The 12,521-nt window shown below is 58.2% G+C and carries 9 protein-coding genes and 2 pseudogenes; 4 read left to right on the top strand and 7 right to left on the bottom strand.

Annotation, left to right across the window (positions count from 1 at the left end; all coding sequences use genetic code 11):
* Window positions 1-12 precede the first annotated feature (12 nt).
* The 3 genes and pseudogenes from ACGYLY_RS25025 to ACGYLY_RS25015 form a co-directional block, all read right to left on the bottom strand.
* Window positions 13-429 (bottom strand): annotated as a pseudogene (locus ACGYLY_RS25025) (NADP-dependent malic enzyme); the annotation flags it as partial.
* 566 nt (window positions 430-995) lie between these two features.
* Window positions 996-1,166 carry a hypothetical protein gene (locus tag ACGYLY_RS25020; protein WP_395285485.1) on the bottom strand — a complete coding sequence of 57 codons (171 nt, stop codon included), beginning with the start codon at window positions 1,164-1,166 and terminating at the stop codon, window positions 996-998.
* 661 nt (window positions 1,167-1,827) lie between these two features.
* Window positions 1,828-3,222: an aspartate aminotransferase family protein gene (locus tag ACGYLY_RS25015; protein WP_395285484.1), complete on the bottom strand. Its 1,395-nt coding sequence runs from the start codon at window positions 3,220-3,222 to the stop codon at window positions 1,828-1,830.
* A gap of 346 nt (window positions 3,223-3,568) precedes the next feature.
* On the opposite strand from ACGYLY_RS25015, the gene ACGYLY_RS25010 reads away from it, so the two are divergent.
* From ACGYLY_RS25010 to ACGYLY_RS25000, 3 genes are all read left to right on the top strand, one after another.
* Window positions 3,569-5,083, top strand: coding sequence for an aldehyde dehydrogenase family protein (locus tag ACGYLY_RS25010; protein ID WP_395285483.1), 1,515 nt, complete (start codon window positions 3,569-3,571; stop codon window positions 5,081-5,083).
* A gap of 15 nt (window positions 5,084-5,098) precedes the next feature.
* The gene (locus ACGYLY_RS25005) at window positions 5,099-6,229 is read left to right on the top strand and encodes a saccharopine dehydrogenase C-terminal domain-containing protein (protein WP_395285482.1); all 1,131 of its coding nucleotides are present in this window, start codon (window positions 5,099-5,101) and stop codon (window positions 6,227-6,229) included.
* A 147-nt stretch (window positions 6,230-6,376) separates the two neighbouring features.
* The gene (locus ACGYLY_RS25000; RefSeq protein ID WP_395285481.1) at window positions 6,377-7,906 is read left to right on the top strand and encodes an APC family permease; all 1,530 of its coding nucleotides are present in this window, start codon (window positions 6,377-6,379) and stop codon (window positions 7,904-7,906) included.
* 169 nt (window positions 7,907-8,075) lie between these two features.
* Here ACGYLY_RS25000 and ACGYLY_RS24995 read toward each other — a convergent pair whose 3' ends face one another.
* A complete protein-coding gene (locus tag ACGYLY_RS24995) occupies window positions 8,076-8,765 on the bottom strand; it encodes a hypothetical protein (protein WP_395285480.1) in 690 nt (229 codons plus the stop codon).
* A 134-nt stretch (window positions 8,766-8,899) separates the two neighbouring features.
* Here ACGYLY_RS24995 and ACGYLY_RS24990 point away from each other — a divergent pair.
* A pseudogene (locus tag ACGYLY_RS24990) lies at window positions 8,900-8,986 on the top strand (IS5/IS1182 family transposase); the annotation flags it as partial.
* A 561-nt stretch (window positions 8,987-9,547) separates the two neighbouring features.
* Here the strand turns inward: ACGYLY_RS24990 and ACGYLY_RS24985 are convergent.
* The 3 genes from ACGYLY_RS24985 to ACGYLY_RS24975 all read right to left on the bottom strand — a co-directional run bounded on the left by ACGYLY_RS24985 (window position 9,548) and on the right by ACGYLY_RS24975 (window position 11,342).
* Entirely contained in the window at window positions 9,548-10,339 is a 792-nt protein-coding gene (locus ACGYLY_RS24985; protein WP_395285479.1) for a hypothetical protein, read from the bottom strand.
* A gap of 9 nt (window positions 10,340-10,348) precedes the next feature.
* Window positions 10,349-10,660, bottom strand: a complete 312-nt coding sequence (locus tag ACGYLY_RS24980; protein WP_395285478.1) for a hypothetical protein — start codon at window positions 10,658-10,660, stop codon at window positions 10,349-10,351.
* A gap of 358 nt (window positions 10,661-11,018) precedes the next feature.
* Complete coding sequence (locus tag ACGYLY_RS24975) at window positions 11,019-11,342, bottom strand: hypothetical protein (protein ID WP_395285477.1); 324 nt, start codon at window positions 11,340-11,342, stop codon at window positions 11,019-11,021.
* Window positions 11,343-12,521: the final 1,179 nt, after the last annotated feature.

Here is a 12,521-nt window from a genome sequence, read left to right as displayed (position 1 = left end):
CCATGGCCGCCTCGGCGACGAGATGTCTTCGAGGGTCACTCCTCCGAACGTGGGTTCCAACAGTTTCGTTCCGAGGACGATTTCGTCCGGGTCGGTCGAATCGAGTTCGATATCGAAGCTGTTGATACCGGCGAACTGTTTGAACAGTACGCTCTTTCCCTCCATGACTGGTTTCGCGGCCCGAGGGCCGATATCTCCGAGTTCCAGAACTGCACTGCCGTCGGATACGACGGTGACGAGGTGTCCCTTCGCCGTATAGGAATACACCTCGTCCGTCTCGTCCGCGATTTCCTCGCACGGTGTTGCAACGCCCGGCGTGTAGGCGAGGCTCAACTCGTTCTGTGAGTCGGTGGGCTTCGTGGTCGAGACTTCGATTTTCCCCGGTGGATCTCGCCGGTGATAGTCAAGAGCGTCTTCTTCGAGGCCCATGGTTTCCATAAGCGAACGGGTTGCCAAAGCAACGGAGCGGAACACATCGCCGACGATCAGTGCGTCGGAATCCGATCGACTCGATCGGACAATCAAGCATCCACGATAGAGGATAACCCACCACACGACACGCATACACCTCGTGAGTAACTAGAGTCCCATAGCATGATAGAGGAAGGGTGTGTAGAGTGGCGGTGCATACGATGTGGGGAACCGTTCGATGCACCGGATGAACAGACGGCGAGGTGCCCCTACTGTGGAACCGTGTTGAAGATTCCCGACGAAGCGTGGGAATACTATCGATCGGAAGAAAACGAAGAATAGGTCGGGCGGGTTCACAGCGTTCCCTGAAGAGACGTGACTGTTCGGATCGATTCGTGCGTATCGAGACGAATTCGAGAATCACCGTTCTACCGAGTATCAACCGATAGCCGAACCGCCGTCTCGTTTTTCACGTTGTCGGGTGTCCTCCGTTCGACAAACGTTTCGAATTAGTATGGCAGAGCGGAGAGGACCGGGTCGGTTAGCCGTCGGAAACGATAAACTGGCTCGCAATCTTCAGCACCTCATCCATCGAGAGCGCCGGGTCGAAGGCGTTCGGGAACGGGATCTACCCGCTGGGGCAACGACTCGTTATCACGGGCGGGTGCGGACTCGTCCAGCGTGAAGACGGTCCGATCGAGCAGGTTCGCGCGGGCGACGTCGTCTGGTTCCCGCCGGGTGAGAAGCACTGGCACGGTGCGTCTCCGGACAAGGTGATGACGCACATCGCGATTCAGGAGGAACTCGACGGAGAAGCCGTCGCGTGGTTGGAACACGTCACTGACGACGAATACGAAGGTGCCGAATAGGTCGAGCGACATCGTGCTGATCGGGAAGACCGAGGATGATTACGTAGCCAGACCCCGAGGTGGTTCATCATCTTCGAGGATGCTCGGACTGGTCGATCCGACCATATTTTCAATCGTTCGGCCAAAATTATTTCCCGTCTTCGTGCCCTCGATAGTAATTGAGTGCTGGGTGCTCGGCTTTGACCGTACGACGGTCGATATCATATCGTAGGACACCGAGTGCCCTGCACTCTTCAGAAAGAGAGCGGGCGAACTGATAACTCTCCACGCCTCTCTTTGTGAACACCCCGTTCGTCAGTTCGGTGTATCCCATCGAGAACGGGAACAGGTTTCTCCATTACACCATCACAACGAACAGCATGGCGTTGACGTCATTCCATGGCGTATTGCGACACCCGAGGCGATCAGGACTGCTGCTTCCATTTGGACCGATCCACTCGTTCATATCAGGGAATCCTCATACCTTTCCGGCTTTTTCTGTCGGCAGCACGGAAAGAGACCGATCACCGAAATAAAAGCGAGGTGCGACCCAGTCCTTTCGCTGGTTTCAATCCTCGTACGGATGGTTCACAGCACTCAGTGCCTCTTCGGCGACTTCGAGAGCGTGGTCTATTTCTCCGTCCGTATGCGAGTCCGTCGTGAAGAAGCGCTCCCCTTGACTGGGTGTCCCGAAGACGACGCCGCGACCCGCCGCTTCTAGCCACCAGTCGGCAAATCGCTCCTCGTTCGCGTGCCACGTATCCCGGTAGGAGTGGATGTCATGATCGGTCATGTAGATCTGTCCCATCGAACCGATGTGTTGAACGTTCGCCGCCACTCCCACATCGTCCGCAACCTCCTGTAAACCGACGAACAACTTGTCGCCGAGTCGTTCGATGTGGTCGTACACGTCCCCGGATTCGAGTAGTTCGAGCGCTTTCAGCCCTGCCGCAGCGGACGTCGGATGGCCGTTGTACGTTCCGCCGTGGAAAACCGATGAGTCCCACGTTTGCTCCTCGTCACCCTCGGGTGGGACGATTTCCTCCATGATGTCGCGTCTGCCGCCGAATCCCGCCATTTGATAGCCTCCCCCGGCGACTTTGGCGAAGGTGGTCATGTCCGGCGTAACTCCAAATCGACCCTGTGCACTGTGTGGCCCGAGTCGGAACCCAGTCATCACCTCGTCCCAGATAAGGACGACGTCCAGTTCCGCGGTCAATTCGCGGAGGAACTCGTGATAGCCGTCACGCGGGAGGAGACAGCCACAAGAGAACATTACAGGCTCGATTATGACTGCTGCGAGGTTATCGGCGTGTTCGCGTAAGATCGCCTCGGTCGACTCCTTGTCGTTGAACGGGAACGCAACGACGGTGTCCATAACTGCGTCCGGAATCCCCGTGCCGTACGGAACCGTATTCGGGTGATCTTCCGGACCGAGCGCCTCTTCACTGGCATAGACGCTCTGGAGGGCGTAGTCGTGTGCTCCAGCGTATCCGCCTTCGGGTTTGGCGACGAGGTCCTTCCCCGTGTACGACCGAGCGACACGAATCGCGTGCATGGTTGCCTCCGTACCGCTGTTCGCCAACCGAACCCGTTCGATGCTCGGTGTCATCTCGGCGACCTTCTCCATGAATTCGATGGCGATAGGCTGCGGTGTCGCTGTCAGGTCGGCGGTATCGACCTGTGCTTTCACTGCATCACGGATTTCCGGGTTGCTGTGCCCGAGAACGATCGGTCCAAGCGCGAGCAGGAAGTCGAGATACTCGTTCCCATCGACGTCGTAGACGTACGACCCTTCGGCGCGTTCGACATAGAACGGGTACGGCGCGAACGCACGCACGTTCGATTCGACCCCGAGCGGCGTGATGTTGGACGCGCGGGCGTTGAACGTTTGACTGTTCTTCGTCCGGTCACGAAACAACCGCTCGTGGGGATTTTCATGTGGCTTGTTATCGATGCTCATCACAACTATATAGGCCGATTTCGGCAATAAGCCTTCCTCGGGAGGACGATTTTCGCACGATTGGTTTCCAGATTTTTGCCCAAGAATCGGATGAACGAACAGTTCCAGTTCCCTTCGGGCTGATCGTCATCCGAGGTCCCTCCATCGGCAGCATACTCCTCGCTGCTACGCCGACACTATCTGAACGAAAGTTCTTGCTCGTTCGCGACGTATCTCCTCCCGTTTGCCGCGGGGCGAACACGCTGTGGGCGGATCGCTATCGGGGAACGCAGGTGATTTTCTCGCTGCGGCGACCCTGTCGGTTTCCGTGACACGCGCCCGTCGAGAACGCGATTGAGGGATTGAAATGACCGGCTTCACTGGGACATTGGAAGAAAATCACGAACAGGCGATCGAACAGGCGATGGATGGGGTGCGAATCGACGCGTGGATAGACGGCGAGTCGGCTCCGGCCGACGGTGAAGGACGTTTTCCGACGCTCGACCCGGCGGTGGGAAAGACCATTACCACCGTCGGACGCGGCGACACTGCCGATGTCGACGGTGCCGTGACAGCCGCACGCGAGGCGTTCGAGCGTGAGTGGCGACACACCACGCCCCGAGAGCGGGCGACTGTCATTCGGGAGTGGATGGCACGACTGCGTGACCACGGAGAAGAGTTGGCGCTCCTCGAATCCCTAGACACGGGAAAGCCACTCGCGAACGCACGGGAGGAGACCGAAGACGCGATTTCGTTCTTCGAATACTACGTCTCGGCGGCACGGACGCACGACGGTGCGAACCTTCAGACCGGTGACGACACCCACACGTACACGCGCTCGGAGCCGTACGGCGTAGCGGGGCTGATTTTGCCGTGGAATTTCCCGCTGTTGCTCACCGGCTGGAAGGTCGGCGCGGCGCTCGCGGCCGGCAACACGGTGGTCTGTAAACCGTCCGAGGAGGCTCCGATGTCGATAACCCGAATCGCACAGCTCTCGAAGGGGATCCTCCCGGATGGGGTATTTAACGTCGTCAACGGCTACGGGGAGGAAGCAGGTTCGGCACTCGCGGAACACGATGGCGTCGATAAACTGTCCTTCACCGGGTCGGTACCCGTCGGCCAATCCGTGATGAAAGCGGCCGCAAACAACGTTACGCCCGTCACCTTGGAATTGGGTGGAAAGTCACCGTTCATCGTATTCCCCGATGCAGACATCGACGCCGCCGCCGAGACGGCCGCGATGGGAATATATTACAACACGGGACAATCCTGCGACGCCTGCTCGCGGGTGCTCGTTCACGAATCCGTTCACGACGTGTTCGTGGCGGCGTTTGAGACCGCCGCGCGAGCATACGAACCCGGCGACCCGCTCGCGGACGGAACCGAGATGGGACCCCTCTCGTTCGAACGGCAACGCGAGAAGGTCACAAACTACGTGGAACTCGGAATCGAGGAGGGTGCTCACGTGGTAGTGGGCGGCGACCGCCCGTCCGACGACGCATTCGATGATGGGTGGTTCTTTGAACCGACCGTCTTCGACGACGTGGACAACGACATGCGAATCGCCCAGGAGGAAATCTTCGGACCGGTGCAGTGTATCATCACCTTCTCGGATTACGACGAGGCCATCGAACTGGCGAACGATGTGGAGTACGGACTCGCGTCGGGTGTCGCAACGGGTGACGTGTCGCTCGCTCACCGCGCGGCGGCCGATATTCAGGCCGGGAGCGTCTGGGTGAACGAGTACTTCGGCGGCGGTGCAGGTATCCCCTTTGGCGGGTACAAATACTCCGGCTTCGGCCGCGAGTGTGCAGCAGAGACGCTGGACGAATACACCCACACGAAGGCAGTCACCGTCACACTCGACGAGGCGGACATCTGAGGAACTGAGACGACCATGAAAATCGCAGTGCTCGGAGGTGGAGGCGCGATGGGGAGAGCCGTTTCACGGGAGCTCGCCGAACACGACGGGATCCGGGTATCGATATTCGATGCCGACACCGAAGCGATTTCGTCGATTGCACGAGCCATCCCGAGCGAAGTCGATTCGGACGTGCTCGACGTCACCGACCACGACGCGCTCGTGGGCGCGATGGAGCGCCAGGACGTGGTTGCGAATGCGCTTCCGTACGCCTTCAACCTATACGTGATGGACGCCTGTCTGGCCGCAGAGACACAGTACCTCGATTTGGGCGGTCTGTACCACACGACGCGGGAGCAGTTACGGCTCGACGATGAATTCGACGCGGCGAATCTCACAGCGGTTCTCGGAATGGGTGCGAGTCCCGGCCTCACCAACGTCGCCGTCGCGAAGGGAGCCAGCGAACTGGACCGGGTACGCCAAATCCATATTCGAACCGGGACACGCGGCGGCGAGGGATTCGCGTACTCGGCGAAGACGATTCTGAACGAACTGACGGAGCGTCCGATTTGCTACGAGAACGGCGAACTGATCGAGACCGAACCGCTGTCCGGCAGGGAAACGTACACTCTCCCGGAGCCCGTGGGCGAAGTAGAAGGCGTGTATAGTATTCACTCCGAACTGGCGACGCTGCCGTTCACGTTTCCCGGCGTGGAAACCGTCGATTTCCGCGTCGCGTTCTCGCCCGAGTTACTCTCCATCTGCGACGCCCTCGTCACGCTCGGACTGACGAGCGAGGAGGAGATCGAATTCGAGGGCGTGACCACGACGCCGCGGACGTTTCTGGACTGGTACCTCGGCCAGCAACCGACGCCCGAAGCCGTTGAGGAGTGGAAATCGTTCCAGGTGGACGTGGTTGGAGAAGTGGACGGAGAGAATGCTTACCGACGGTATACGACGGTCGTCCGCTCTCGCCTCGACGAGTGGAACCTCGGTGCAACGGCAGTTTGGACGGGCGTGCCGTTGGGCGTCGCGGCGGAACTCGTCGCACGCGGGGATGTGCTAACGACCGGCGCGGTTCCTCCCGAAGTGGCGTTCGACCCGAATACGATCCTTGATGCGCTGACCGAACGAGAAATCGTCATCGAGGAAACACACGTGTCGTAGTCACATCAGCACGACCCGACACGACCATATTCGTCCGTGTTCTACACTAGTAGTTGGGTAGTACGAACGGGGGTACGATGATGGGTGGGATACGGTCTCGAATCGCATCTTGCCCGCCGAACGAACGCGATACGAAGGAGGGATAGGATGAACGAGCGCGGGGACGTACTCACAGAAGAAGCAGAACTCAAGACACCGGAAATCGGGAGCAAAGGGCTAAAAGGCGGGGCGCTGGGGTTCCTCTCCAACGTCGTTATCGGCGTGGCATCAACGGCACCGGGCTATAGCCTCGCCGCCACGCTGGGATTCGTCGCGGCAGTCGTCGGGACGCAATCACCGGCGGTTCTCTGGTTGGCGTTCGTCCCGATGCTGTTCATCGCGGCGGCGTACTACTACATGAACAAGGCCGACCCGGACTGCGGGACGACCTTCACGTGGGTCACGAAGGCCATGGGCCCACGGCTCGGCTGGCTCGGGGGGTGGGCCATCGTCGTTTCGGACGTCATCGTGATGGCGAATCTCGCGCAGATCGCGGGGTTGTACACGTTCTTGCTGCTCGGGTGGCAGAACGCGGCCAATTCGGTGTTCGCCGTCACGCTAATCGGGGTCGTTTGGATCGCCCTTCTCACCGCCATCTGTGTCATCGGCATCGAGCTTTCTGCACGCACGCAATTTCTATTGTTGGGCATGGAAATCCTCACGCTCGGGATTTTTGCCGTCGCCGCGCTTGTAGAGGTGTTTACGGGCACCGCTAGTGCCGGTGCGATCACGCCGTCGTTGTCATGGCTGAATCCGTTCGCGATTACGGATTGGGGAGCGTTGAATTCCGGGCTGATACTCGCCATCTTCATTTACTGGGGATGGGACACCACCGTCACGGTCAACGAGGAAAGCGAGAACAGTGACAGAACGCCGGGTCTCGCCGCGCTAGTGAGTACCGTCGTCTTGCTCGCGATTTACGTCATCGTGGCGATCGCCGCTCAAGCGTACGCCGGCGTCCCGTTTCTCGTCGCCAATCAAAACGACGTGTTGAGTTCACTCGGAACACAAGTCCTCGGCTTCCCGTTCGATAAGTTGCTTATCATCGCGGTTCTCACGTCCGCGGCGGCGTCCACGCAGACGACGATTCTGCCGACGGCACGGACCACGCTCTCGATGGCGCGATACGAAGCGATACCGGAGGAATTCGGCAAAGTTCACCCACGCTATCTCACGCCCCATATCTCGACCATCTGGATGGGGACGCTATCCATCGTGTGGTACGTCGGTCTGACGCTCATCAGCCAGAACATCCTGTACGATTCGCTCTCGGCGCTCGGGTTGATGATCGCGTTCTACTATGGCCTGACCGGATTTGCCTGTGCGATTTACTATCGACACGAACTCACGAAGAGCGTGAAGAACTTCGTGTTGGTCGGTGTTGCTCCCGTCGTGGGAGGGCTCATCCTCACGTGGGCACTCATCCAGCAAGTCATCACCCTCTCGAACCCCGCGGAAGCGTACACCGGTGCCATCTTCGGCCTGGGTGCGCCGCTGGTTATTGCCATCGCGTCGTTGCTCCTCGGCATCGTCTTGATGCTGTGGATGGAGTACGTGAATCCCACGTTTTTCCATCGGCACACCCAGACTTCCGAACCGGGGTTCCTAGGTGAACGGGGACGGCCTCGAAAGCGCTAATTTCAGGTTCCATCGAAATTCCTTGAGCGACGAGCTGATGGCCTGCAACTGCCGGCACCGTGTTCACCGCAACGCCGTCTGAAAATACACGGCCGCCCTCGAAACCGCGACCGACGACGGAATCCGACGCTCCCACCCGAGAACGACAACGATGCCGTCGTTCGGTTGTTTATTCACTCGATGACTGCTCCATTCGCTTGTCGTCGCGCTCGCTTTCATCGCCATTCGGACCCGCTGTCACTCGTTTGACGAGCATGGGAAGGGTCGAAACTCCGGCACCGATCGCCGCTCCGGTGACTTTCCCCTTCGTTCCGAACCGTTTGCCGACCTCGTATCCCGTTCTTGCGTGCTGAACGCTATCTAAATACCGCTCGATGTCACCCATCTCACTGAACGGTCGCGGTGGTTCGTTGGGGTCGAACGCCTCACGGGTGCTGGTGTACGTACCGTACACCGTACCTATCCCACCTCCAAGAACCGCACCGTACGGGCCGGCGATGTACCCGCGTTGCGCTCCTTGGAACGCGCTCTTGGCTGCGTAGCGGTGGTCAACAGCGTCGATGAACTCTCGAATTTCGATCGCAACCGTGGCCGCCGATAGGTTCGTTGTTGCCGCAATCGCCGACGGGTCCGACAGCGTTTCGGAACCCCGATCGTTCAGTCGTTCCCGAACGGTATCGACCGCTTCTCTCGCCGACGTGGCGGCGCGCGCTAACTCGTCGTATGCAGTCGTCCCGCTTCCGACCGTCTTTCGCGCGGTGGTTTCTCCCGCGATACGCCCCACATACGACACCGTTTCCGTCCGCTCCTTTGCGTCCTCGGCGACCTCGCGTATACGGTTCCGGAGTCGAAGTTCCATACGTATGAATAGCGATTCCACGACCTTGGCCATTCGCGTTGCGCATGTAAGGAAGAGACGTGTCTTGTCCCCTCGGTAATCGGTGGGAGATGGAAAAGACGTCTGTTTGGCCTGTTGTCGCTCGATACTCCTCGAAGTTCTCGTCGCTCCACACGGCATGGAGCGCTCGGCTGGACGGCGACCTCTACGGCCAATGGAGTCAGAACGAAATGGTGAACTCTCATTGGCGGACATAAGATGCTCTAGTCGACAAACGATGAGAACGCTATGGTGTCCTCATTGATATCGATGTGAAGTCCCTACGCATCGCTTTCACCATCGGACCATTCGTACCTGTTCTCTGGACCGTTTTCTACGCTCAGAGAGACTTCGACGTGAGCGTCACTCACGACGTCCTCGTATTCATCGGTCCCACCGGCACCGATAGTAATTGTTTCGTCGAGCAACTGCGTGCCGTTGGACAGTCGTGTAACGTGAATACTGGTGGTTACTGTATCGGACGTTTCATTCACAATAGCGATGTCCGTCGTCCCTCCGGAGTTCACACCTAAACACCCGGATAGTCCGAGTAGCGCGAGCGAGAAACCGCCGATAAACGTTCGTCTCCTTCGTTCCATTATCCATGTGTTCGTCTTTACTGATAAGTGTTTTCTGAACACTCATCAAAGACGGTGAACCTACCTGCGACGAAAATCAGCCCCGGGCGTCAGCCCCGAGACAGTTGAGTTTTTGACATTATCGCCGCCGTCTCATTCATTCTCCTTGAAGTGTCAGCGGGTCCATCACTCGTCACGAGCTTCGTCGTCCGACCACCTGTCCTCGGCCTTGACCGGAGCGACGGCGCGGGCCAACTGTTCATCGGTATAGTCACGATTCTCCAGTTTCATACTCCGAAGACGCCATCGGCGACTGAGTTCAGGTTCCTCGTCAGGACCGACCCGCGCTCCATGCGTCCGGAAGAAGGCACCACCGCGGCCACGCCTCTTTCCTTCGTACGTGTGCTGGTCGAACGCGACATCGTACTTCCCATCTATTTCGAGATCGTCCGCCGGGTGATCAAAGCGGGGTTCTCGTCCCTCCTCATTCGCGGTGGCTCGTTCGTCCGATAGTTCACTAAAATAATCGTCCGCGTGCGCGGATTCGCGCGAAGAGGTCGCCCTGGCCGCCGCTAGCGCGGCGTGCACCGCACACAGTCGCCCCCGCCAGGAACCTTCCGACCAGCGCTCACGCGCCAATTCCTCGTAACGGTCTATCGTGAGCGCCGCTTCGTGACCGGCCCGTAGATCCTCGACTACGTACAGGTTGATTCGATCCCAAAAATTCCACGCGTAACCGGACCGCACAAGCTCCCAGGCAGCCCACGCGGCGGTCTCCTCGTCGGAACGTCTGACTGCCTTTTGAAGCAAGCTGGAAACGGTGTATCGGTTCACCCCGGACATGGTTTCGTTCTCGCCGCACTCATCGCCGAAATCGTTCGTTGTCGCTCCCTCCCCGTCGTCGGTCTCGTTTGTCGCTTCGTCGTCGGTTCGCAACGCCCCGTCCGATCCGAACGTGGCCTGTTTCTTCTCGTCCATACGGAGGTCTCAAGTCTGCGGGATAAAATAGGTGGGCAACTCAAGCGTCGACGACCTGACGAGGCTCGCCAAAAGACGCGGCAAGGAGTTCGTCCTCCTCCGCGAGGTCGGACGGACCCATTCGAACTGTGCCCGACCATTTGCGAGGATATGAACGTAATCAGCGATACGAAGAGCGGAGCGGATGCTCTGCTCGATGAGAATCACCTGTGCACCGTCGTCGACCACCGTCCGAACGATATCGAACAAGTCCTCGACGAGCGCCGGGGAGAGCCCGGCGCTGGGTTCATCGAGCAGGTATATCGACGGTTCCGGAGCCATCGCCCGTCCATACTCAGCGACATTTGCTGCCCACCATCCTGCGGAACCTGAACCACGCCACGTCGATATTTTTCGACGATGGATTCGTCCGTGATGTCATTTACATTGACTGTAGTTTTTCCTGACTATACTGGCAGATCCCCGCTCAGGGCTTTCATCGATGTGGACTTTCCACTTCGGTTAGGACCGGACACACATGTCACACTGTCTCGGCTTGCAATCGAGACGTCGTGGACGATCTCTGTCGTACCGTATCCGGTCGAAACATCCGTCGCAACGAGTCTCTCGGCCGTTCTCGTGCCGCTTATAGTAGTGACCCCTCCGCTTCGTCCTCCGTCCCGAGGTACGCTTCCTGTACCTATTCATTCCCCGCAACGTCATCGAACGATCCGTGCGCGATACTCCGTCCTCGGTCGAACACGGTTACAGTGTCGCTTATCGACCGAACGACGTTCATGTCGTGTTCGATGATGACGACGGACGTCCCGTCCTTTCGCATCTCGTCGATTCGGTCCAAAATCCGGTCGGCCAGCGCCGGATTGACACCTACAGTCTGTCCATCAAGAAGGATACATTTCGGGTCAAGAATCAGTATGTAGTCAGGTTCGTGGGCCTTCTGTTGTCCCCCGCTGCGCTCGCTCGCTTCGTTGTCGGAAACGTGGTCGATTTCGAGGGACTCCAACACCTCCTCGGCGCGTCGTCGCTTCGTCGCCGTGACTCGGAGTCCCTTTGAGTAGACGGCGAGAAGGTTTTCGTGACCGAGCGATTCTCGAACGGAGTCGTCGATTGAAACGTCCGAACGAGTCCCAGTTTCGAATCGACCCTGTCGGTGGCGAAGTCTCCCCCGAAGGACGTCGTCAACCCATAGTATTCGACTAGCTAACCGCTCATTGGATATACTTGTGCGGTAGACCGCAATATACGTTACTGTTTGTGGGACTCCGTACTATTCACCCGATTCCATTCCCACCAAAGTAACGCAGGTTGCGAAGGTGGTCAGCATCGAGGGGACCTATCATGATATGTAACGTCGTTTCTGGCACCTTTCGACGAATCTCGGCTCTCCAACGGGGACGTCCGAACATCGACCCGGTCCTCTAAACGGCTGAAATCCTCGCCCGACGCTCCGTGGCCATTACAAGACTAAATCTGTAATCCATCCTGGTCCTATCCTCGACTATCGGGGTTAAATCGGATCAGGGGAACTGATCGAGTACTCTACCGGTTCAAATCGAGACCGGAGCGGAGACCCTCGAAAAACTGGGACTCGCGTTCGTGCGCGCCGGCTATCCGTCAACGACGTGTGCGAACGGCTTCCGTTTATCCCCCTCGACTCGCTCGAAGCGATCGACGCAGCCACACTCGATACCAAGCACCAACGCTTCTCCACTATCTAACCGAACCTCCGTTCGCAGTCGATCCGCATTCCGGATTTCTATTCCTCCTTCGATCCGATTTGGTCGTTAGTGTGACAGTGGTACTCCCGCTCGGGCGGGCCATAACAAACATACGCTTGTTATGGAGAGGAAAGTTCACCATAACAAGCGCACGTCTGTTACGGGTGCTCCGACCATACCGTCTCGGAGAGTCGTACGTGCGATCGCCATTCAGTGATTGAACTAATAGATGACGTATTGTATACTCCATATCGGCTGAATAAGCGGTCAAAAATAGAGAAAGGAAACAAATAATCCGAACATTTGGACACTTTGAGGTATTATTCTCCCAGTTCTCCGGATTTTTGCTCGAGTGAGTTTATACTATCCGTGAATGCTGCTAACACGCACCGAAAAATCGTGCCCTTTTTCGGATTTCCGCGTTCCGCTCGTCCGTTTCCGTGGATGACCGGTCCATTCCGATC

It is taken from the genome of Haladaptatus sp. CMAA 1909 (assembly GCF_043952005.1).
Classification (GTDB): domain Archaea; phylum Halobacteriota; class Halobacteria; order Halobacteriales; family Haladaptataceae; genus Haladaptatus.
Note: the sequence above shows the minus strand (reverse complement) of the source record. Positions and strands in the feature narration are given on the sequence as shown.